General features: G+C 33.5%; 16 protein-coding genes. 5 read left to right on the top strand and 11 right to left on the bottom strand.

Features of this window, described 5'->3' with window-relative positions:
* Positions 1 to 304: 304 nt before the first annotated feature.
* Complete coding sequence (locus P5P90_RS05490) at positions 305 to 1,477, bottom strand: alpha/beta hydrolase family protein (RefSeq protein ID WP_278036184.1); 1,173 nt, start codon at positions 1,475 to 1,477, stop codon at positions 305 to 307.
* Between the two features lie 386 nt (positions 1,478 to 1,863).
* Between P5P90_RS05490 and pafA the strand changes: the two genes are divergently transcribed.
* On the top strand, positions 1,864 to 3,480 hold the full coding sequence (gene pafA / locus P5P90_RS05485) for an alkaline phosphatase PafA (RefSeq protein ID WP_278036183.1): 1,617 nt from the start codon (positions 1,864 to 1,866) through the stop codon (positions 3,478 to 3,480).
* A 49-nt stretch (positions 3,481 to 3,529) separates the two neighbouring features.
* Here the strand turns inward: pafA and lysA are convergent, their stop codons facing one another.
* The 3 genes from lysA to gltB form a co-directional block, all read right to left on the bottom strand.
* Entirely contained in the window at positions 3,530 to 4,747 is a 1,218-nt protein-coding gene (gene lysA / locus P5P90_RS05480; protein ID WP_278036182.1) for a diaminopimelate decarboxylase, read from the bottom strand.
* A gap of 210 nt (positions 4,748 to 4,957) precedes the next feature.
* Positions 4,958 to 6,412, bottom strand: coding sequence for a glutamate synthase subunit beta (locus P5P90_RS05475; RefSeq protein WP_278036181.1), 1,455 nt, complete (start codon positions 6,410 to 6,412; stop codon positions 4,958 to 4,960).
* A gap of 4 nt (positions 6,413 to 6,416) precedes the next feature.
* Positions 6,417 to 10,931, bottom strand: coding sequence for a glutamate synthase large subunit (gltB, locus tag P5P90_RS05470; protein WP_278036180.1), 4,515 nt, complete (start codon positions 10,929 to 10,931; stop codon positions 6,417 to 6,419).
* A gap of 424 nt (positions 10,932 to 11,355) precedes the next feature.
* Between gltB and sucC the strand changes: the two genes are divergently transcribed.
* The 3 genes from sucC (at position 11,356) to P5P90_RS05455 (ending at position 13,890) form a co-directional block, all read left to right on the top strand.
* Positions 11,356 to 12,549 (top strand): ADP-forming succinate--CoA ligase subunit beta, encoded by a 1,194-nt coding sequence (gene sucC / locus P5P90_RS05465; RefSeq protein WP_278036179.1) that lies wholly within the window; start codon positions 11,356 to 11,358, stop codon positions 12,547 to 12,549.
* A gap of 370 nt (positions 12,550 to 12,919) precedes the next feature.
* The gene (locus tag P5P90_RS05460) at positions 12,920 to 13,219 is read left to right on the top strand and encodes a hypothetical protein (RefSeq protein WP_278036178.1); all 300 of its coding nucleotides are present in this window, start codon (positions 12,920 to 12,922) and stop codon (positions 13,217 to 13,219) included.
* A gap of 332 nt (positions 13,220 to 13,551) precedes the next feature.
* A complete protein-coding gene (locus tag P5P90_RS05455; RefSeq protein WP_278036177.1) occupies positions 13,552 to 13,890 on the top strand; it encodes a hypothetical protein in 339 nt (112 codons plus the stop codon).
* Positions 13,891 to 13,970: 80 nt separating this feature from the next.
* On the opposite strand, the gene P5P90_RS05450 is transcribed toward P5P90_RS05455, so the two are convergent.
* From P5P90_RS05450 to P5P90_RS05440, 3 genes are read right to left on the bottom strand one after another with little or no spacing between them, the layout of a single operon-like run.
* On the bottom strand, positions 13,971 to 14,384 hold the full coding sequence (locus P5P90_RS05450; RefSeq protein WP_278036176.1) for a DUF1456 family protein: 414 nt from the start codon (positions 14,382 to 14,384) through the stop codon (positions 13,971 to 13,973).
* A 37-nt stretch (positions 14,385 to 14,421) separates the two neighbouring features.
* Positions 14,422 to 15,465, bottom strand: coding sequence for an aminotransferase class I/II-fold pyridoxal phosphate-dependent enzyme (locus P5P90_RS05445; RefSeq protein ID WP_278036175.1), 1,044 nt, complete (start codon positions 15,463 to 15,465; stop codon positions 14,422 to 14,424).
* Between the two features lie 5 nt (positions 15,466 to 15,470).
* The gene (locus P5P90_RS05440; protein WP_278036174.1) at positions 15,471 to 16,481 is read right to left on the bottom strand and encodes a dipeptide epimerase; all 1,011 of its coding nucleotides are present in this window, start codon (positions 16,479 to 16,481) and stop codon (positions 15,471 to 15,473) included.
* Between the two features lie 311 nt (positions 16,482 to 16,792).
* Between P5P90_RS05440 and P5P90_RS05435 the strand changes: the two genes are divergently transcribed.
* Positions 16,793 to 17,197: an excinuclease ABC subunit B gene (locus P5P90_RS05435; RefSeq protein ID WP_278036173.1), complete on the top strand. Its 405-nt coding sequence runs from the start codon at positions 16,793 to 16,795 to the stop codon at positions 17,195 to 17,197.
* Here the strand turns inward: P5P90_RS05435 and uvrB are convergent.
* From uvrB to P5P90_RS05415, 4 genes are all read right to left on the bottom strand, one after another.
* Positions 17,194 to 19,185 (bottom strand): excinuclease ABC subunit UvrB, encoded by a 1,992-nt coding sequence (gene uvrB, locus P5P90_RS05430; protein ID WP_278036172.1) that lies wholly within the window; start codon positions 19,183 to 19,185, stop codon positions 17,194 to 17,196. The genes P5P90_RS05435 and uvrB overlap by 4 nt on opposite strands.
* Before the next feature lie 954 nt (positions 19,186 to 20,139).
* On the bottom strand, positions 20,140 to 21,099 hold the full coding sequence (gene rlmF / locus P5P90_RS05425; protein ID WP_278036171.1) for a 23S rRNA (adenine(1618)-N(6))-methyltransferase RlmF: 960 nt from the start codon (positions 21,097 to 21,099) through the stop codon (positions 20,140 to 20,142).
* Positions 21,100 to 21,475: 376 nt separating this feature from the next.
* Positions 21,476 to 22,138 (bottom strand): thiamine diphosphokinase, encoded by a 663-nt coding sequence (locus P5P90_RS05420; protein ID WP_278036170.1) that lies wholly within the window; start codon positions 22,136 to 22,138, stop codon positions 21,476 to 21,478.
* 147 nt (positions 22,139 to 22,285) lie between these two features.
* Complete coding sequence (locus tag P5P90_RS05415; RefSeq protein WP_278036169.1) at positions 22,286 to 23,089, bottom strand: DUF4249 domain-containing protein; 804 nt, start codon at positions 23,087 to 23,089, stop codon at positions 22,286 to 22,288.
* Positions 23,090 to 23,097: the final 8 nt, after the last annotated feature.

The following is a 23,097-nucleotide window of genomic DNA, read 5'->3' as shown; positions in this document are numbered from 1 at the left end:
TATTTAAAATAACAGTGCAAATGTAAAATCAAAAAATGGTTTACGCAAGAATTATTTAGAATAAATAAAAATAAAAATCAACAAAAGTTTTATAAGTTGTTGGTATTTTTTTTAAGCAAGTTTATAAATACATTTTGGTGTTCAGTCAGTCAACTGTGTTTTGTTTTTAAAGTATTGTTTTTTAGTTTTTTAGAGGGTTTTAGGAACCGAAAAAGACAAGATGAGTAATGAAACTAAATTTTCTTACTAGATATCACATTTGATTTTTGTCAATTCAAATCTTGATTGTTGTGATTCTATTTATTCAATTTTGGAGGATTAAGGTGGTTTTTAAGAAGCTATAAAGCGTATTTAGACTTGTCTCTGTTTGCGGAATAGCATGTCCTTTGCCATAATTGATAAGTGTGGCTGTTGTAACTCCTAATTTGTCTAATTTGTTTTTAAAATGGTTGATTTGATCTTCATAATAGCGATCATCATCCGTATTATAGAAGAATAGCGTAGGAGCAGCAGTTTTTTCCACCAAAAAAGAAGCCCCCATGGTTTCCCAAAGTTTTCGATTTTGTTCTAAAGGTCCCCAAACCAAAGGGCATCTTTGTTCTAAATTTTTATCTCCATCATCGAGGGTGTTGTAAATTAGGGTGTAATCAAATACGCCTGGACCTAAAGCAGCTGCTTGTATGTCATCAGAAATAGTATGATTAAAACCTGCGTTCTCTATTTCTTTAATTTTTTTATCGCCAATAGCTAACGAACCAGCTGTTGAACCTCTGGAAAATCCAAAAAGACCTATTTTATCTGAAAGCCCAATATTTGCTCCAAAAGCACGTAAGGTTCTAATCGCTGATTTTACTTTTTGGGCAGCATCAGGATTGGTTAGAAACGATTTGTAGGCGTCATTTGGACCATTTTCTGGTTTTCCTTTTCCCCATTGGCAATATTTTGGATGATCGGCGATTGCCCATGCCATGCCATTTGCAGGAGCACCTTCTAAAAAGGAATCGTTAAAACCTGCAAGAGTATAGAAAAGTTTGAGTCTTTGATCTTTGTAGGTATCTGTAAGTTTCCCTTTTTTATTATCATAAAATGCATAACTATTGCTATACGAGAAAGAGAGAAGGGTAGGAATTTTGATTTTAGGCTTAACAGGATATATGATGTCCATATGCAATGAATCGCCTACAATGTATTCCTCTGGGGTGTTGTATATTTTTGGCTTATCAACAAAATAACTTAGATTTCTAGCAATGCGGTAACCTTCAAACAAAATATAAGATTTGTATAAGGAGCAGTTTTTTAAACCACAAAATCTGCCTGAAGCAATCGAATCATTGATAGCTATGATGTCTTCATTTATTTTTAATGCTTTGGCATTTTTGTTTTTTTTATAATCCAATTCAATAACTCTGTACCCTTGGGAGAGTAACCAATTTACATTTTTCTTATTACTATAACGACCAATTTTTTTAAAAGACAAATTTTCTAGATAAACAACCGTTAGATAATTACCTGCATAATCTTTGATGGGTTGGTTCGATTTAAAAGTTTTGTATTCAATACTGGTTCCCGTAGTTTTACTAGTCCATTTTCCTTTTGTTGCGTATGAATTAACAATGAATAAAATAAAAAGGATTACCGAAATGCTATATTTTTTAGTAATGCTTTGTAAAAAACAATAGGATTTAATTTCATTGTTTTTTTAATTGGAAGGATTAAATGGTATAGTACAAAAATAGGATATTATGGTTTATAAAATAGTGTAGATTCATATTTCTGGATAGTTTGAGTCAAGTATATTTAACTTTTTGATAATCTTAAGCTCGCTATTTAATTTGTATTTTTGTCCGAAAACATAATTTAAGCATGAAAAAAATAACCTTACTTTTTGCTTCTATAGCAATTTTTAATTCTTACGCCCAACAAAGACCAAAGTTAGTTGTGGGAGTTGTGGTCGATCAAATGAAAATGGAATATTTATATCGTTACGCTGATGACTTTTCAGCAAATGGATTCCGAAAGCTAATGGGTGAAGGTTATGTTTTTCATAACACACAATACAATTATATGCCTACTTATACTGGTCCTGGACATGCTTCTATTTATACAGGGACTATACCAGCAGTACATGGAATTGTAGGTAATACTTGGTTTGATAAGTCGATAGCAAAAGATAAATATTGCACTGATGATGCATCGGTTAGTATATTGGGTAAGGGGAAGGTAGAAGAGGGAAAAATGTCTCCTGTTAATTTAGAAACTTCAACTGTAACAGATGAGTTACGTTTAGCAACTAATTTTAAAGGAAAAGTAATAGGTGTAAGCGTAAAAGATCGTGGTTCGATACTTCCAGCAGGACATTTTGCTAATTGGGCTTTTTGGTTGAGTGATTCGGGAAATTTTATTTCAAGTACTTTTTATGGGAAAGAATTACCAAAATGGGTGGACGATTTTAATGCAAAGAAAAATTATGAAACCTATTTAAGTAAAGATTGGACTTTGTTGAAATCAGAATCTGTTTATAATGAAAGTTTAGCGGATGATAATGATTATGAGGGTTTGTTGTTTGGTAGTAAAAAGCCTGTTTTTCCCTATGATTTAAAATCTATGTATGCAAAATATGGAGCTAAAGTCATAAAGAGAACACCGTATGGGAATGATTTCATAGCTGATTTTGCGAAAGAAACTATCATTAATGAAGGTTTAGGGGCTGATGAAGTGACCGATTTTTTAACGCTTAGTTTTTCATCAACAGATTATATAGGACATTTGACAGGGCCACGTTCTAGAGAGGTTCAGGATACTTATTTGCGATTAGACGAGACCATCGCTCATTTTTTAGAGTTCTTGGATAAAAAAGTAGGTAAGGGTAATTATTTGTTGTTTTTAACTTCAGATCATGCCGCTGCTGAGAATCAACAATTTTTAAAGGATAGTAAGTATCCTATAGAACCTGTTGATTATTCATTGTTTGTAAATAAGTTGCGTGATTTTTCGAAAGCTAATTTTGGGGCGGATTTTGTGTTAGACTATTCCAACTATAATTTGTTTTTTGATAAAAAGAAAATTAAGGAAAGCAACTTGGATTTAGACATTTTAAAAAATAAGTTTAAAGAGTATGTAATGAGTTTTTCTCATATAAAACGTGTCTATTCAGAGGAAGAAATTTTGTCAGCAAATAGTACTGATTTTTATTTGAACGCTGTTTTTAGAGGTTATGATCCTAAACAAAACGGAGATTTAGTTCTTTTAGAAAAAGCAGGGTATAGTGCACATGAAGGAAAAGGAACTTCTCACGGAACACCATTCAATTATGATACACATGTGCCTTTATTATTTTACGGATGGAATATCAAAAAAGGGGAGTCTTTTGATCGAAAAGTTATTACACAGATTGCTCCTACGATCGCTCAGAAAATAAGAATTGATTTTCCTAACGGAACAGAAGCTGAGGTTTTGACAGAGGTTTTGGAAACTAAATAATACTAAAAAAGGGACTGTTTAAAGTCCCTTTTTTTATCATTGTATTCTACTATAGTGTTACTGTAGCAGGTAATGGAATTTGATTTTTTAATAAATCTTCGAAAGTTTCGTGAGCTCTAATTAAATGCCCTTCTCCGTTAATCCATAATACTTCTGCTGGTTTGTATCTTGAATTATAGTTCGAAGACATAGAATAGCAGTAAGCACCAGCATTTCTAAAGCATAGAATATCTCCTTCTGCAATTTCTTGAATTCTACGGTTGCTTGCAAACGTATCTGTTTCACAGATGTACCCAACGATAGAGTAAAAACGCTCTTTCCCTTTCGGATTTGAAATGTTTTCGATATGGTGTTGTGAACCATAAAACATAGGACGAATTAAATGATTGAATCCAGAATCGATTCCTGCAAAAACAGTCGAAGTGGTTTGTTTTACCACATTAACTTTTGCTAAGAAGAAACCGGCTTCACTCACCAAGAATTTACCTGGTTCAAAAATTAATGTCAATTCTTTACCATATTCGTCGCAAAAAGCATTGAATCTTTTTGATAACTTTTTACCTAATTCTTCAATGTCAGTTTCAATATCATCTTTTTTGTAAGGTACTTTAAATCCACTTCCAAAGTCTAAGAATTCCAGATTTTTGAAGTTTCTAGCAGCGTCAAATAAGATTTCAGCAGCATACAAGAATACTTCGATGTCTAAAATATCAGAACCTGTGTGCATGTGGATACCTACAATGTTCATTTTAGTGTTTTCAACAATACGAACTAAGTGAGGCAATTGGTGTACGGAAATACCAAATTTACTATCGATATGACCTACTGAAATGTTTTCGTTTCCTCCAGCCATAACGTGTGGATTGATACGAATACAAACTGGAACCGTTGGATGTTTTGCACCAAATTGTTCCAAAATGGATAGGTTGTCAATATTGATTTGAACTCCTAAAGCGTGTACCTCTTCAATTTCTTCTAAGGAAACTCCATTTGGTGTATAGAAAATTCTATCTGGTGCATATCCTGCATGAAGTCCTAATTGTACTTCTTGAATTGATACCGTGTCTAGTCCAGATCCCATATCTTTTAATAGTTGTAGGATAGATATATTAGACAGGGCTTTCATTGCATAGTTAATGCGTAGTTTTTCTACTTTAGAAAAAGCTTTAGTTAGTCTGTTATATTGTGATTTTATTTTTTCGGCATCGTATACATATAGTGGTGTGCCAAATTGTTCTGCTAATTGAAGTAAGTCTTTAGATTGCATTGGTGTGAATTTTGTACAAATTTATTATTCTTTATTGATACTACAATAGATATAGTTATTTCTAACAAATTCTAACAATAAGTTACATAAATAACCTTAAGTGATTTTTTTATGTATTTTTATCACATAATATATTTTCAAGAAACTATAAAAGCAAAAAGGCTATCTGAAATTGCTCTCAGATAGCCTTTTATATACTTTATAGATATACTACAATGGAGGTAAATCTCCACCTTCTTTAGTAGGAAGGTTTGTAGTTCCCATTAAAAACAAATCAACTTCTCTTGCTGCCTCACGACCTTCAGAGATTGCCCAAACGATTAATGATTGTCCTCTTCTCATATCTCCTGCAGTAAATATATTTGGAACATTAGTTTGGTAATTGTTTGCTTTATAGTTACTTCTAAAATCAGTTTCAAGACCTAATTGTTCTGCTAAATTTTTCTCGGGTCCTGTAAATCCTAAAGCTAATAAAGCTAAGTCACATGGCCAGATTTGTTCAGAACCTTCAATCTCGATTAATTCTGGACGTTGTCCTGGAACCATTTTCCATTCAACATTTACAGTTTTAAGAGCAGTTAATTTACCATTAGCATCTTTGATGAATTCTTTAGTATTAATTAACCAGTTTCTATTACATCCTTCTTTGTGAGAAGTTGATGTTTTTAACTGTAAAGGCCAGAATGGCCATGGTGTAGACTCACTTCTTCCAACAGGTGGTTTTGGCATAATCTCAAAGTTTGTAACTGATTTTGCACCTTGACGGTTTGATGTTCCCACACAGTCAGAACCTGTATCTCCACCACCGATTACGATAACATCTTTACCAGTTGCTAAAACTTGGTTTTCGATTTTTTCACCCCAAACCACTTTTGTTTGTTGTGTTAAGAAATCCATTGCCTGAACTACACCATCAGCATCAGCACCAGGAGTAGGTAAACCTCTTCTTTCAGTTGCTCCACCACAAAGTACGATAGAATCAAATGCTTTTAAGTCTTCAATAGAGTAGTTAACACCTACATTAGTGTTTACTTTGAAAGTGATACCTTCTGCTTCAAGAATAGCTATACGTCTGTCGATAATTTCTTTTTCTAATTTGAAATTAGGAATTCCATAACGTAATAATCCTCCAATAGCATTGTCTCTTTCAAAAACAGTTACAGTATGACCTGCTCTGTTTAATTGTTGTGCAGCTGCTAAACCTGCAGGTCCCGAACCAACAACAGCAACTGTTTTACCAGTTCTTGTTTTTGGTGGTTGTGGTTTAATCCAACCTTCTTGGAATGCACGCTCCACAATATTTTTTTCTATGTTTTCAATAGAAATAGGATCATTGATAATTCCTAGTACACATGCTTTTTCACATGGAGCTGGACATAAACGCCCTGTAAATTCAGGGAAGTTATTTGTTGAATGTAATATCCAAGAAGCTTTTTGCCATTCACCTTGGTGAACCATGTGGTTGAAATCAGGGATTAAATTCCCTAAAGGACATCCACTGTGACAAAATGGAATACCACAATCCATACAACGAGATCCTTGTTTTGTAATTTCAGCTTCACTCAAAGGAACTGTAAATTCTTTATAATGTCCAACACGCTCTTCTACTGCTGTGTATGATTCATCTTGTCTTTCGAATTCTTTAAAACCTGTTACTTTTCCCATTGTATTATGCTGTTAATTCTTCTACCATTTGTTCCTCAGTTTCTAAGCGTTTTAACGCTTTTTTGTATTCTGTAGGCATTACTTTTACAAAATTCTCTAAGCTAGTGTTCCAGTCACTTAACAATTCAGCTCCTTTAGTACTGTTAGTGTACTGAACGTGTCTTTCAATTAAGTGTTTTAATTCATCAGCTTCTTTTCCTTCAACTGTTTCAAACTCGATTGTTTCAGTGTTACACAATCCGTTTTTGAATTTGTTTTGAGGATCATAGATATAAGCGATACCACCACTCATACCTGCAGCAAAGTTTCTTCCAGTTTTACCCAGAACAACTACTTTTCCTCCAGTCATGTACTCACAACCGTGGTCACCCACACCCTCAACAACTGCTACAGCTCCTGAGTTACGTACTGCAAAACGCTCTCCTGCAATACCGTTGATGAATGCTTCTCCTTCAATAGCTCCAAATAAACAAACGTTACCTACGATAATGTTTTCTGAAGCAACAAAAGTAGCTTTTGCTGGTTTCTTGATGATTAATTTAGCTCCAGATAAACCTTTACCTAAATAGTCATTGGTGTTTCCTTCTACAGTAAAAGTTAATCCGTGTGCACTAAATGCTCCTAAACTTTGTCCTGCTGAACCAGTGAAATTAATGTTTAAAGTGTCTTCTGGCAGACCTAAGTGTCCGTAGATTTTAGAAATTTCGTTACTAACAATAGCACCTACAGAACGATCTGTGTTCTTGATAGGATAATCTAGAGTCATTTTTTCTTTTCTGTATAAAGCACGGTGAGAATCTCTTAATATTTGGAAATCCAATACGTTGTCTAGACCATGATCTTGTTTTTCAGTATTACGAACTACCATATTTTTATACGCAGCTGGACGATGTAAGATTGATGATAAATCTAAACCTCTGGCTTTGTAGTGTGTGATAGCTTTGTTAGAATTGATTTTGTGTGTTTGCCCAATCATTTCTTCCATTGTTCTGAAACCTAATGAAGCCATGATACCTCTTAATTCTTCTGCTACATAGTAGAAGAAGTTAATTACGTGTTCAGGAGTTCCTTTAAAGTTTTTACGTAATTCTTTATCTTGAGTAGCAATACCTACAGGGCAAGTATTCAAGTGACATTTACGCATCATAATACATCCAGAAGCAACTAGTGGAGCAGTAGCGAAACCAAATTCTTCAGCACCTAATAAAGCGGCGATAGCTACGTCACGTCCCGTTTTTAACTGACCATCACATTCTACAACAATACGACTTCTTAAGTTATTTAGTACTAAAGTTTGTTGTGCTTCCGCTAATCCAAGTTCCCAAGGAAGACCTGCGTGTTTTAATGATGTTAATGGAGAAGCTCCAGTTCCACCGTCATAACCAGCGATCAATACAACATCCGCTTTTGCTTTTGCAACACCCGCTGCAATTGTTCCAACACCAACTTCAGAAACTAATTTTACGTTGATGCGTGCTTCTCTATTTGCATTTTTCAAGTCGAAAATTAATTGTGCTAAATCTTCAATTGAATAAATATCGTGGTGTGGTGGAGGTGAAATCAATCCTACGAAAGGAGTTGAGTTACGAGCCGATGCAATCCAAGGTAATACTTTTTCACCAGGTAATTGACCACCTTCTCCAGGTTTAGCACCTTGAGCCATTTTAATTTGAATCTCTTTTGCACTTGATAAGTAGTGAGAAGTTACTCCAAAACGTCCAGAAGCTACTTGTTTGATAGCCGAGTTACGACTGTCACCATTAATATCTGGTTGGAAACGAGTTCTGTCCTCACCACCTTCACCTGAATTGGATTTTCCTCCAATACGGTTCATTGCGATTGCTAAGTTCTCGTGTGCTTCTCTAGAGATAGATCCGTAAGACATCGCACCCGTTTTGAAACGTTTTACGATAGCTGTCCATGGTTCTACTTCGTCTAATGGAATTGGGTCTAAGTTGTCAAATTCAAAAAGACCACGAATTGTCATTAAATTTTTAGCCTGATCGTTTACTGTTTTAGCATACACATCATAACTAGCTTGATCACTTAAACGTACTGCTTGCTGTAATTTAGCGATAGTAGTTGGGTTGAATAAGTGTCTTTCTCCGTTTCTTCTCCATCTGTATTCTCCACCAATGTTTAATCCTAAACGGTTAGGGATTAATACATCTGGATAAGCGTATAAATATCTTTCGTTGATTTCTTTTTCAATTTCATACAGTCCGATACCTTCAATTCTTGAAGCAGTGTATGGGAAGTATTTTTCAACAAATTTAGAGTTGAAACCAACAATTTCGAAAATTTGAGAACCTCTGTATGAGTGTAATGTAGAGATTCCAATTTTGTTCATGATTTTTAATAAACCAGAACCGATTGCTTTGTTGAAGTTGTCAACTGCTTTCTGCTCGCTGATTCCAGTGATAAATCCTTCTTGTACTTGAACACGAATGATTTCGTTCACCATATATGGGTTAATTGCACTTGCTCCGTAACCGAATAAAGTAGCGAAGTGGTGCGGTTCACGTGGTTCTGCAGATTCGATAATGATATCAAAATAAGAACGCTTACGTAAACGGTTCATTTGGTGGTGAACATAAGAACAAGCTAATAATGCAGGAATTGGAGCGAAATCTTTATTAACCCCTCTGTCTGATAAGATAATAATATTAGTTCCTCTATCTACTGCTTTAGTAATTTGAATGATGATATCTTCTAAAGCATTTTCTAAACCATTTAAACCTTTATCTTTTTTGTATAAGATTTCAATAGTTTCTGCTTTGAAATGATCGATATCAATATTTCTGATTTTTTCTAAATCATCGTTAGAAATAACCGGGTTTTGAATTCTTAATTTTCTACATTGTTTACTAGAAATATCAAAAATATTTCTGTCCTGACCCAATGCTAAGCTGATATCAGTTACAATTTCCTCACGGATACCATCTAATGGAGGGTTAGTAACCTGTGCGAATAATTGTTTGAAATAGTTGGGAATTAATTGTGGTCTATCTGATAATACAGCAAGAGGAGTATCAGTACCCATGGAGCCTAATGCTTCTTTTCCAGATTGAGCCATTGGAGTGATAACATCTTGAATGTCCTCTAATGTATAATTAAATAAACGCTCTCTAGTTTTTAAATCGATAGTTTCGATTGGGCAAGCCTTAGTTGTAGTAGGTACGTCTCTTAGGTGTAAACGGTATTGTTTTAACCATTCTTGGTATGGTCTTTCAGAAACGATTTTGTTTTTGATTTCTTCATCATTTACGATGCGTCCTTCGTTCATGTCTACTAAGAACATTTTTCCTGGCTCTAATCTTCCATGGCTTTCTACGTCTTCTGGATCAACGTTTACTACACCAATTTCAGATGCCATGATTAATTTTCCGCTCTTTGTAACTGTATAACGAGAAGGTCTTAAACCATTACGGTCTAATAAAGCTCCTACATAATCACCGTCAGAGAATGGTACAGATGCAGGTCCATCCCATGGTTCCATGATGCAAGCATTGTATTCGTAGAAAGCTTTTCTTTCCTCAGACATGGTTTTGTGTTTCTCCCATGCTTCAGGAATCATCATCATCATAACTTCAGGCAATGAACGTCCCGTATGTGTAAGTAATTCAACAACCATATCCATAGAAGCTGAATCCGATTTTCCAGGTAAGATAATAGGGAATAATTTCTCTATTTGTGGACCAAAGACATCACTTTTCATGATTTCTTCGCGAACACGCATTCTACTTACGTTTCCTCTCAAAGTGTTGATCTCACCGTTTTGACACATGTATCTAAATGGCTGAGCTAACTCCCATGTAGGCATTGTATTTGTTGAGAAACGTTGGTGAACTAAAGCCAAACGAGTTACTAAATCCGTTTGTTGTAAGTCCGTATAATATGGCCCGATATCTTCAGGCATAATGATACCTTTATATATTAAGGTAGTAGTTGATAAACTAGGAACATAAAAATAAGAACTTTGCGATATTTTAGAATTGGCAATAGTGTGTTCTGTAATCTTACGAGCGGCGTACAATTTAGCTTTGAAGGTTGCTTCATCAATGGCTTCATTTTTACCTACGAACAATTGTTCAATTGTAGGTTCAGAAGCTAAAGCAATTTCTCCTAATTGACTAGAATCAACAGGAACTTCTCTCCATCCTAAAACAGAAAGTCCTTGTGCTTTGATTTCTTTTTCAAATATGTCTTTACAAAAAACGTATTGATTTTTGATTTTTGGTAAAAATACCATCCCGACAGCATACTCTCTAGGGGCAGGTAATTTGAAATCACAAACTCTATTGAAATATTCATGAGGAATGTCAATTAAAAGTCCAGCTCCATCTCCCGTTTTCCCGTCAGCACTTACACCTCCACGGTGTTCTAGCTTTACTAGAATCTCTAATGCGTCGTGAATAATTTGATTTGTTTTCTCACCTTTAAGGTTGCAGATAAAACCAGCTCCACAGTTTTCATGCTCGAATTCTGGCAAATAAAGGCCTTGTTCTTTAACTTTCATGCTTGATAATTTTTTTTACAAAAATAGATATTTCATTAAATATAATCCATTGATTTGGACTATTCGAGCTTACTTTTACAGGAATAATAGAAAAATGTATTAATTATAATAATAATTGCATTATTTAGGCTAAGTATTAACAAATTATTAATATTCACTGTATTTTGACCTTATATATTGACAATTATTTCTGGTTTTTTTAAAAACAAAATTGAGAAATTTTGTGTAAAAATGCTTGTTTGTTCTCTTTATTTGCTATGAAATCATTTTTTTGGTAGAAATATAGAAGCAAAAGACGTTTTTTTTTAACTTTCTCAATAAGATATTTTAAATCGATAAAAAGATTTCTCATTTAAGTTCGTTTTTTCTACTTTTGTCGGACTTATTTTCTGAAATAAAATCAGATTCAGACAAATTCTATATTATGAACATACACGAATATCAAGGAAAAGAGATTTTAGCTAGCTATGGCGTTCGCGTTCAACGCGGAATCGTTGCAAATAGTCCAGTAGAAGCAGTTGCTGCTGCAAAACAATTAACTAACGAAACAGGAACGAGCTGGTACGTAGTTAAAGCACAAATTCACGCAGGTGGTCGTGGTAAAGGTGGAGGTGTTAAACTGGCTAAAGGTATTGACAAAGTAGAAGGAATTGCAGAAGAAATCATCGGAATGCAATTAGTTACTCCTCAAACATCTGCAGAAGGTAAAACAGTTCACAAAGTTTTAATTGCAGAGGATGTTTACTATCCAGGAGAATCTGAAACTTCAGAATTTTATGTGTCTGTATTGTTAAACAGAGCTACAGGACGTAATATGATTATGTATTCTACAGAAGGTGGAATGGATATTGAGGAAGTTGCTGAGCATACTCCGCACTTAATCTTTACTGAAGAAATTGACCCAGCTGTTGGTTTACAAGGTTTTCAAGCTAGAAGAATTGCATTTAACTTAGGTGTTACAGGTAATGCATTCAAAGAAATGGTGAAATTTATCGATGCTTTATATAAAGCTTATATTGGTTCAGATGCTTCTATGTTTGAAATCAATCCAGTTTTAAAAACATCTGATAATAAAATTTTAGCTGTTGATGCTAAAGTAAATATTGACGATAACGCATTGTTCAGACAAAAAGTGTATGCAGACATGCGTGATGTACGTGAAGAAAATCCAATTGAAGTAGAAGCTAAAGAAGTAGGATTGAACTATGTGGACCTTGATGGTACTGTAGGGTGTATGGTAAACGGTGCAGGTCTTGCTATGGCAACTATGGATTTGATTAAATATGCAGGTTTTGAGCCAGCTAACTTCCTTGATGTAGGAGGAACTGCTGATGCTAAACGTGTTGAAACAGCTTTCCGTATCATTTTGAAAGATCCAAACGTAAAAGCAATCTTAATCAATATCTTTGGTGGAATCGTTCGTTGTGACCGTGTTGCTCAAGGAGTTGTTGATGCATACAAAAACATGGGTGATGCTATTAATGTGCCAATCATTGTTCGTTTGCAAGGAACTAACGCTGAAATTGCAAAAGAATTAATTGATAATTCAGGTATGCCAATTTTATCGGCTGTTCAGTTCCAAGAAGCTGCTGATCAAGTACAAGCTGCACTTTCTTAGTTAAAAAGCTTAGTTATATACAATGGCCCGTCTTTATTTGAGACGGGCTTTTTTTATTTTCACAAATCAATTTAGGATTATCTATACTTATGTTAATCTATTATTAATGAGTAAATTATTGAGTTTTTTTTATAGTTTTTAAGTTTATTGTGTGTTTATTTAATTTTTGGTTTCCTTTTATTGTAAGCTGTGAAATTTTTGAAAAGAATATTTTTATTACTTATAATAGGTAATTGATTATGTTTTTTATCATTGGGTTAAGTAATTGTTTTTGTGTTTTTTGATTAAAAATCAGTACTAATTTTGAACTGTAATTAAAAACAAAAAGATTATGAAAAAATTATTTTTATCTATTGTAGTAGCGTTATTTATGACTTCAGCATTTGCTGCTACTGATACTCCAAATACAAAAAGTAATTACGCAGAGACGTATAAGGAATTGTCAAAACTGTTAAATGCATATACTCAGCTGGATGGTATAGGTGAGGATACAGTTGTTAAAGTTAGAATTGTTATTAATGAAAATCATGAAATTGTAGTAATGAGTACAAGTACAGATGATGATTTTTTGAATAATTATATTAAAACTACTTTAAATTATCAAAAATTAGAGGCTAATGAGTTGGCTTCTGGAAACGGACTGGTGTTTTTAGTCAAATTTATGAAGTAGTTTTTAATAGCATTACAATCGTAAAAAAGTCTCATTTCGATGAAATTGTCGATTTGAGACTTTATTTTGTTGCTTTTTTTGTTGAATATAATGCAAAATAAGCTTCGTTTTGATGTGTTTTGGTGTTTTTTATCGAGGTTATTTCTATTATTTATGTGAATAATGAAAATTAAAGTATTTTTTTTTATTATAGTTTCATTTTTTAATTGGTAATTTTTTACAACTCTCAAAACTTGTAGTATTGATAATAATTTAAGTTTTTGATTGAGATTTTTTAATAATTTAGTAATGAAATCTAAAAACACTTAAGTTTAATTTAAAATTTAGAAATCATGAAAAAATTATTATTATCAGTTGTTGCTACTTTATTTTTAACAACAGCATTTGCAAAAGAGAATCCTACTAAAGGAACAAATGATTATGATGACACTTACAAAGAGATCAGTAAGATGTTAAATAGTTATCCAAGTTTTGACGGTTTAGGAGAAGAAGTTTTGGTTAAAGTGAGAATTGCACTTAATGAAAATCGTGAAATTGTAGTTATGAGTACAAACACTACAAATAGTGATTTAAACTATTTTATCAAGAATACCTTGAACTACAAAAAGATTTCAGCAGATGATTTAGAAACAGGAAAAGGACTTGTTTTCCTAGTAAAATTTACAAAATAAGATGAATGAATTAAACAAATAAATCCCGAGTATGTACTCGGGATTTATATTTTAATAGAAATCTTAATTAGCTATCTAGTTTAGGATTTTTTGTTTTTTCCGTTATTGAATTTTACTTTTTCTACCACTTGAATTTTTGGAGTTGGTTTTTTAAAGTTGGTTTTTTTCTTAAAATTTGTTTTAGCTTGATTAGGTTCGCCAGTAGCTGATTCTTTAGCTTTGGCAGGGATTTCGGACTTATGTTTAGCTAAAACTTCCTTAGGGTTTTTAGGGTTTTCCTTAGTCCCTCTTAAGTGAATTACAAGGCCATTTAAAAAATTACGTAAAACTTGATCGCCACATTCTACATAGTTAGGATGTTTTTCATCACGAAAAAATGCACCCAATTCGGATTTAGAAATTCTAAAATCTACCAATTCTAAAATTTCAACTATTTGATCATCGCGAAGCATTAGGGCTACACGTAATTTTTTAAAAATATCGTTGTTTGTCATTTTGTTTTATTTTTTACAAAGGTACATTATTATCATGTTAGCTAGTCTGCTTATTTTGATATTCGTTGAGGATTTTAATTATTTTATTTAAATCCTTTTTTTTGTGATTCGCAGTTATAATGATTCTATTCAGATATTCGTTATCAGAATTATATTTGAAATTTGTAATGATTATTTTTTTTGATGCCAGGATTGTATTGATGTTTTCAATCTTGGGGTAAATAACAGGATAATTTTGTTCAAAGAGAATCTTATTATTAGTCGCCAGTTTTAAACCTAAATAGGTTAGATTTTCTTGAAGTTTTTTTTGTTGTTTCTTGATTATTTTTTTTGCTTCGGCAATTGTATTTACAAACGCAGGATTCATTCCTGCACTCGACACAAAAATATCATTGTTTTTTAGTTTTTCAATAAAAACACTACTTCCAGCAACAACACCCCCTGATACACCTAAAGCTTTACCTAAAGAAGATACTAATATCTTATGTTGGATATTGCTATATTGTATAGAAGAATACAAACCACAACCCTCTTTACCTACTATTCCTAAAGAATGAGATTCGTCAATTACTAAGGCAATTTCTTTATGATTTGGGATTTGCTCTAAAACGCTAAGATCAACTGCATTAACAGAATTAGAAGGAACTGCGTCTGTGAGGATGGCTATTTTTTCTGTTGTATTATCTAATATCCTCGGGTTGATTTTTCCATTTATGAAAAAAGGAGAACTATTATTGTGTGAAATTGCTTTATGATTATTTGGAAAATGATAAAAAAGAAAGTTTTCAAATTCCAAATGTTTCAAAACCAATTGTGCTGCTAACATACCTGAAGAGACAGTAAGAGCGGCTTGTGATTGAATAAATTCAGCTAAAAAAGTTTCACCTTTCTCATAAGCCGAAAGTTTTATATTGGCATTTCGAGAACTTCCATAAGCTGTTCCCCAATGCTTGATGTTTTTGGCTGCTATTTTTTGGAATTTTTTATTTGGCGGTAAGCCTAAATAAGCTGTCCCGCCAAAGTATATGTATTTTTCGTTGTCGATTTTTATAATTCGATTTGGGAATTCCTCTACTGTCATTTTAGTTATTTTAAAACAACACCGGTTCCATTCAATTCTGAATAATCAATTTTTCCATGAGCTATTTTTACTCCTTTGGCAATATCTTCCGATAAAAGTAAAGCACCATCCATATCCACATAATCCAGTTGAGGCAATAAATGGGCTATTGCTGAAATTCCAACTGATGATTCCGTCATGCAGCCCACCATCGTTTTTAATCCTAGTCTTTTGGCTTGTTCAATCATTCTGCGTGCTGGAGTTAATCCGCCACATTTTACTAGTTTGATGTTGATACCATGAAAATGATTATAGCATTTGGCAACATCTTGTTCTACAATACAGCTTTCATCAGCAATTATAGGAAGCACCGAATGTTTGTAAATGAATTCATGACCTGCCCAATCATCCGCTTTTAAGGGTTGTTCTAGGAATTCAACACCTAATTTTTTTAGTTCGATGGCGTTGTTTAGCGTTTCTTCAATTCCCCAGCCACAATTTGCATCAATTCTAAAAATAGCATTAGTATGTGCTCTTAAAGCTTTGACAATTTCGATATCATTACTCGTTCCTAATTTGATTTTATAGATAGGCCAAGGTAGCTCTTTCATTTTCGACACCATCTTGTCTATCGTATCAATCCCAATGGTATAGTTAGTCAAAGGGTTTCTTTCGATATTATAGTGCCAAAGTTCATGTAGTTTTTTTCCTTGTTGACGTGCATACAAATCGTTGTAAGCCATATCTAATGCACAAAGGGCAAACATATTATGTTTAAGCTGTGGATACATTTTTGCCCAGAAATCTTCAGGTGTTTCATCAATTGTTGATTCGATGAGTATTTGTACTGCTTCTAAATCCTGTTTCATCATGGGTACGGTGATATTGTAATAAGGATTTGAAGTTGCTTCGCCATATCCTGAGAATCCACCACTTTTTAATTGTACTATTAAAGAGGGTTGGGTATCTATTGATTCTCTAGAGATTGTGAATGTGTGCTTTAGTTGTAGCTCGTATTCTCTAATAATCAATTCCATAATAGTCTGGTTTTATTATAAAATTAAGCTTTAAAAATGAATAATTTTTGCCCGATATGAAGAATTTTTAAATTCTGATTTTTTGAACCACATTTTGCTTAAATGATAAAAAAGTATAGTCGGAAAAACAAATAGTTTAAAAAGAGGGTTTTTACCATGTGATTTACTATCGACGAATAGCAAAAAATGATGATTTTTGTCCTTTTTTAAGTGGTTTTAAAATGCGATTTTTAAATCAAAACCGATGATTTTGAGTGTTTGATTGGGTTTTTATCTTAAAAAATGATATTTTAGCTAAAATTATTTATGATATGAGTACTAGCGTAGAAAAAAAGAAATTGCTTTTAGAAATGATTGCTTATGCGACAATCGATGGTCAACTGAGTAAAAAAAGCTATGATTTTTTATTTTTAATTGCTAATGAATTAAATTTCGAGAAAGGAGTTTTTTTAGACCTTTTTGGAGAAGAATTACCTGTTTTATCGGGTAATTTGAAACTTACAAGAATTAAACAATTTTATCAATTATTGCTCTTTTTTCAGAATGATGGTATTTTGCACAAACAAGATCCAGAATTAATAATTCATATAGCAATAAGTATGGGACTAGATATTGAAGCGATCAAAATTCTAGTCAAAAAAATGAAAAACATGCCTAATTCTGTTATTCCTGACGATGTTTTGTGGAATATGTTTTACGCAGATTATGAATATTAAGGCAGTTGTTCTTGTAATTTTTTTACTTCGTCTCTCAATTTAGCGGCTTGGATAAAGTCAAGTTCTTTTGCTGCCTTTTCCATTGCTTTACGCTTTTCGCGAATGCGTTTTTCAATTTCCTCTTTCGATAAGTATTCTGTTATCGCCTCTGCTGCTGAATTTATTGTATGTCCCATTTCGTATTCAATTGAAGGGCTTTTGGTAAAAGCACTATCAATTTTTTTATTTAAAGCTTGAGGGACAATATTGTTAGCCGTGTTAAAATTGATTTGTTTTGTTCTTCGATAATTGGTCTCGTCGATTGTTTTTTGCATACTATCGGTAATTTTATCGGCATACATGATGGCTTTACCATTTAAGTTTCGGGCGGCACGACCAATAGTTTGCGTTAAGGAACGATGCGAACGCAAAAAACCTTCTTTATCCGCATCTAAAATAGCTACAAGAGAAACTTCTGGTAAATCTAAACCTTCACGTAACAAGTTTACTCCAATCAATACATCAAATAGTCCTTTTCGCAAATCTTGCATGATTTCAATACGCTCTAAAGTATCTACATCTGAGTGAATGTAACGACAACGAATGCTTACTTTTGCTAAGTATTTCGCTAATTCTTCTGCCATTCTTTTAGTTAAAGTGGTAACTAAAACACGTTCGTCTAATTCGCAACGTTGTTGGATTTCCTCAATTAAATCATCAATTTGATTCAAACTAGGACGTATTTCGATAACAGGATCAACTAAACCTGTTGGGCGAATAACTTGTTCTACGACCACACCACCTGATTTTTGTAATTCATAATCCGCTGGAGTTGCTGAAACATAAATGACTTGGTTTTGCATGGCTTCAAATTCCTCAAATTTTAATGGTCGGTTGTCCATGGCTGCAGGAAGTCTAAAACCGTACTCAACTAAGTTTTCTTTGCGGCTTCTGTCGCCTCCGTACATGGCGTGAACTTGTGAAAGTGTTACGTGACTTTCGTCAACAACCATTAAATAATCTTTTGGGAAATAATCCAATAAACAGAAAGGACGTGTTCCTGCTTCACGGCCATCAAGGTAGCGCGAATAGTTTTCGATACCAGAACAATAACCTAATTCCCGAATCATTTCCAAATCGAAATTGGTGCGTTCTTCCAAACGTTTTGCTTCGAGATGCTTGCCTATTTCCTTGAAATAATCGACTTGTTTGACTAAATCTTGCTGGATTTGCCAAATCGCATTTTGCAATACATCGGGCGAAGTCACAAACATATTGGCTGGATAAATCGTCAACTTGTCAAATCGTTCAATAACTTTAGAAGTTTTAATATCAAAACTTTCTATTTCTTCAATTTCATCGCCAAAAAAATGAATGCGATAGGCGTCATCGGCGTAACTAGGGAAAACTTCCACTGTATCACCTTTAATTCTGAAATTTCCAGGATTAAAGTCGGCTTCCGTTCTAGAGTACAAACTCTGCACTAAAGAGTGTAATAATTTAGTTCGAGAGATTTCTTGATCTCTTTCGATAGCGATCACATTTTTTTGAAATTCTATTGGGTTTCCAATACCATATAAACAAGAAACAGAAGCAACCACAATAATGTCTCTTCGTCCTGAAAGTAGGGAAGAAGTAGTGCTCAAGCGCATTTTTTCTAACTCTTCATTGATAGATAAGTCTTTCTCAATATAGACTCCTGTAACAGGGATAAAAGCTTCCGGCTGGTAATAATCGTAATAAGAAACGAAATATTCTACTGCATTATTAGGGAAAAACTGCTTGAATTCCGAATACAATTGAGCCGCTAAGGTTTTGTTGTGTGCCAAAACTAAGGTGGGGCGTTGTACTTCCTGAATCACATTAGCCACTGTAAACGTTTTACCAGAACCTGTAACTCCTAGCAATGTTTGAAATTGTTCACCATCAACGATACCTTGTGCTAATTTTTCGATTGCTAGAGGTTGATCTCCTTTTGGTTGGTAATCCGATACGACTTGGAATTTCATTTGTTTTTTGTTGCAAAGTTGGAAGTTGCAAAGGTACAAAGTTTATCGGCAAAGTAAATTAATAGGCTGGGAACTGGGATAGTTTTTTATTTTTTTAATTTGTAAACCAAATTTTCTTATCTCACACAATAAGTGATTGAATTTTAAAATACAAATGATTTAGCTCGACTAAAATTGTCATCCCACATGATAAAATCCTCTCCGCTTGGCGCTATTTTTGTCTTTTTTATTAATGAAGGATTGCTAGGATATGCCTCTTTTTTTTGTCGAACTTTAAGTGAATAAAGCTAATTACACCTCCGTTTTCATCATAACTTCCTTTTAGAATTAAATCATGCCAACCATCAGTTTTTTGTGAACTTATGAAAATAGGAGGATTTGTTACAGAAAAATAAGTGTTAACAGTAAAGTCACTATTTAATAAATAAAAAAACAACCACCACTTCCGCAAAAATACCTACCTAAAAGACTGATAAAATATTCGTTTTTTCCATCGTCATTTAAGTCAATTTGGTAAAAACTGAAGGTTCTATCTATAGAAGTTAGGATTGTGAGGTTTTCTTTGTAATTTCTCGAAGAAATTTTATTATTCTATTCGCAGTGATTGCATCAGTGGTTTCTTTTTGATAATTGACATTGCTTGCGTTCACGCTTCTTATTTGTTTGGATGTTTTTTCAATTTTTGTAGAATTGTTTGTATCCAAAATATTATTTGGTTCTATTCCTTTATTGTTTTTGTTTTGACAACTGGCAATGAGAATAATCAAAAAAAGCTTATTCGAAGTGATTTAAATATTCGCATCTATTTATGGTTTAGTTACTAATATAAATATTACACTCAAGCAATGTACTGAAAATTTAAAAAACTATTGTTTAAAAACCGATAGTTTTTTAATGATGGAAATCCGTAAAGTTGAGAATTTACACATTCCGTTTTTAAGGATAAAAAAGTTATTAAAATCGCGGTTGCTTTATTTCAAATTCCCAATCTTGTTGTTGGTTTTCAGTCAGGAAAGACCAAGCAAGAATACGACTGGTTTTTTGGCCTTGAGCCATATCTATAGTGCGAATTTGAGCCGCGTTGACTTTGTTTAGTGTTTTGTATAAACTTTTCAAATGGGATTGTTTAGATACAAGTGTAGTAAACCACAAGCATTGCATCGGGTAACGGGCACTTTCAAAAATCATTTGTGTAACAAATCCTAACTCACCACCTTCACACCATAATTCATGGTTTTGTCCGCCGAAGTTCAAAACGGCTTTAGTTTGTTTTTGACCTTTTAAATTACTTACTTTTCTTAGGCTTCCTTCGTTTGCTTCTTCTGCCGATTTGTGAAAAGGTGGATTGCATATCGTGAATGCAAATCGATCTTCGGGAGTAATGATATTTTTAAAAATATAACGCGGTTCGAGTTGCAATTGCAAACTAATGGCATCTATTAAATGGGGATTGGCTTCGATAATTTTTGCGCAGTTTTTTAATGCTTTTTCGTCGATATCGGTTCCTACAAAACTCCATTCGTAAACCGAATTCCCGATGATTGGGTAGATACAGTTTGCTCCAGTGCCAATATCCAAACCTTCGATTTCCATACCTGTTGGTATTTCACCATTATTGCTTTCTGCAAGCAAATCAGCTATGTAATGGATGTAATCGGCTCTGCCAGGAATAGGAGGGCAAAGATAATTTTTAGGAATGTCCCAGTCCTTAATGTTGTAATGACTTATTAACAGTGCTTTATTTAAGCATTTTACGGCACTAGGATTGCTGAAATCAATACTTTCAATTTGATACTCATTAGTAAAAACATAGTTTTTTAATTCTGGGCAAACTGGAAAAAGTTGCTTGAAATCATAACGAGAACGGTGTAAATTGCGTGGATGTAAGTTTGATTTTTCAGTAATTGCAGTCATTTTAGGAGCGCTTAAATTTTGCGCAAAATTAAGCTTTTAATTTGGTAATGACTAATACTTAGTTCTTTGATTTTGAATTTGATAAGGGTTTTTGAGTAGAATTTCGAAAAAAAATAAATATGACTATCCGTTTCTTATACCAATCGTTGAGAACGGCACACAGATGAAACGGATTTTAATGGATGGATTATCACAGATTGTGATTCGCAAAGAGCTATAAAGATCCGTTTTTATCTGTTTAATCAGTGTTACCTGCCTGTCGGCAGACAGGTCTGTGGCTTATTTTTTATTTATTCCGCATAGCGGACAGTCATAAAAATAAAAATTGAATCGATTTCGATATTCAGGATTACTTTTGGGAATATTATATATACAATTAATCCATGCATTCCATCAGAAGTAAATCACCTTCTTGATGTTCAATAATTACTAAACCATCTTGAGCAACATGATTACTGCTTCCAGTGCGATAACCTATAGTGAGGCTATCATCTTTGAGAGGGTAGAATAAATTTTCGGAATGTATACCTGTAACATGGCCTATCGGAATTAACGAAATCGGAGTATTTGCAGTATACCATTTTTCAAATCTTCGAGGTAAAAGAAAAACCTTTGAATGATCGTCAAGAATTACAATTTTTAGTTTTTCTCTGTAACGGACAATATTGGTTAGGTTAGTTATAGTATGATCAGCCCTTTTTCCAGTTGCCCAAACTACATTAACCGCAGGAATATTTCTTTCGTACAAATAATCGAAAGCTTTTTCCAAGTCGGTTTTATCTTGGTCAGGTGTGTGGACTATTTCTATAGGATATTGCTTTTCTTTATAGTAGTTTGGATCGAAATCTCTGTCAAAATCGCCTAGCAAAACATCTACTTTGATATCGAGTTCCATGACACGTTCCATAGCAGAGTCGAGCACGATTACAAGTGGAGACCATTCCAATAACTGACCTAATAATTCAGGGTTACAGGCCGCACCATTGGCAATAATTAGTGCAGGTTCTTGATCGTCGCGAACTATATGATGTGATGACAAAGGATTTAGGATTTAATATGGCTAATTTTAGAAAGCAAAGATAGTTATAGTTTTGCGTTCCTATTTATTTTTTTAGAGTTGATTTAATCAGAAGAATTTATCTATAGATTAAATTTTTCTTTTTCAAATCATTGAATAGTATAGGTTCTAGCTGTCTGTTTCTCCCAAAGTAAAATAACCCAGAGGGAAATTATTAGGATTACTTATATTTTTGATATTTCCTCTAACAGTGGTCGGTGGGGTTTGGAATGGACCACCTGAATTGGTTCCAGTATTGCCAATTAAGATATTCATGTAATTGTAATATTGTTTAGATATCCCCATGTGTAGCAATTCTACGACATCCCCAGTTTTTAAATCGTCATTACTTGAATTACTGAAAAATTCATTACCCTGAAAGTAGATGTCTTCATCGATACTGTAGCTTATGGTTGCTTCATTTGTATATTTATAGCGATATAAATAGTAATTATTTACGTTTTCCGGGTCGTTAAAGTAGGCTTTAACCTCAATATCTTTTCCTGTAATTCCGCCTTCGTTGTTTTGTTCAACGCGAGTTATAGGTGTTAAGGACTGAAAAATTTCTGTTCCTGTATAGGTTTCACCTTTGTAAACAATAGTAAGGGTATATGTATCTCCAATTTTTGGAACAAAATTCGAACAGGAATACTCTCCTGTATTTGGAATTTCAACGAAATTAAAAGTAGTGTTTGTGCTGTTTTTTATGGAAATTTGGGCTCCACTTACCACTGGAATTTCAGTGTCATAATATCCTGTAGTGGTGGTTAATTTTATTTTTTGGGTACTTCCGGTAGTTCCTTTTGCCCATACAATGGTTGCTTCGATAACTAATCGGGGTGCTGCGGTGTCTAATTTTAAATCGACAACTTCTTCGCAACTACTTAGAATAGCGCTTACAAGAGTTAATAATGGAAATAATATCTTTTTCATTTGTTGAT

The organism is Flavobacterium nitratireducens (assembly GCF_029625335.1).
GTDB classification, from domain to species: Bacteria; Bacteroidota; Bacteroidia; order Flavobacteriales; family Flavobacteriaceae; genus Flavobacterium; species Flavobacterium nitratireducens.
Note: the sequence above shows the minus strand (reverse complement) of the source record. Positions and strands in the feature narration are given on the sequence as shown.

Bases quoted from the DNA above. Each gene is read 5' to 3' on its own strand.
- sucC (WP_278036179.1), top strand. From the start codon at position 11,356: ATGAACATACACGAATATCAAGGAAAAGAGATTTTAGCTAGCTATGGC.
- rlmF (WP_278036171.1), bottom strand. From the start codon at position 21,099: ATGACTGCAATTACTGAAAAATCAAACTTACATCCACGCAATTTACAC.
- P5P90_RS05445 (WP_278036175.1), bottom strand. From the start codon at position 15,465: ATGACAGTAGAGGAATTCCCAAATCGAATTATAAAAATCGACAACGAA.
- P5P90_RS05440 (WP_278036174.1), bottom strand. From the start codon at position 16,481: ATGGAATTGATTATTAGAGAATACGAGCTACAACTAAAGCACACATTC.
- uvrB (WP_278036172.1), bottom strand. From the start codon at position 19,185: ATGAAATTCCAAGTCGTATCGGATTACCAACCAAAAGGAGATCAACCT.
- P5P90_RS05435 (WP_278036173.1), top strand. From the start codon at position 16,793: ATGAGTACTAGCGTAGAAAAAAAGAAATTGCTTTTAGAAATGATTGCT.
- P5P90_RS05450 (WP_278036176.1), bottom strand. From the start codon at position 14,384: ATGACAAACAACGATATTTTTAAAAAATTACGTGTAGCCCTAATGCTT.
- P5P90_RS05475 (WP_278036181.1), bottom strand. From the start codon at position 6,412: ATGGGAAAAGTAACAGGTTTTAAAGAATTCGAAAGACAAGATGAATCA.
- lysA (WP_278036182.1), bottom strand. From the start codon at position 4,747: ATGCAATCTAAAGACTTACTTCAATTAGCAGAACAATTTGGCACACCA.
- P5P90_RS05415 (WP_278036169.1), bottom strand. From the start codon at position 23,089: ATGAAAAAGATATTATTTCCATTATTAACTCTTGTAAGCGCTATTCTA.
- pafA (WP_278036183.1), top strand. From the start codon at position 1,864: ATGAAAAAAATAACCTTACTTTTTGCTTCTATAGCAATTTTTAATTCT.
- gltB (WP_278036180.1), bottom strand. From the start codon at position 10,931: ATGAAAGTTAAAGAACAAGGCCTTTATTTGCCAGAATTCGAGCATGAA.
- P5P90_RS05460 (WP_278036178.1), top strand. From the start codon at position 12,920: ATGACTTCAGCATTTGCTGCTACTGATACTCCAAATACAAAAAGTAAT.
- P5P90_RS05455 (WP_278036177.1), top strand. From the start codon at position 13,552: ATGAAAAAATTATTATTATCAGTTGTTGCTACTTTATTTTTAACAACA.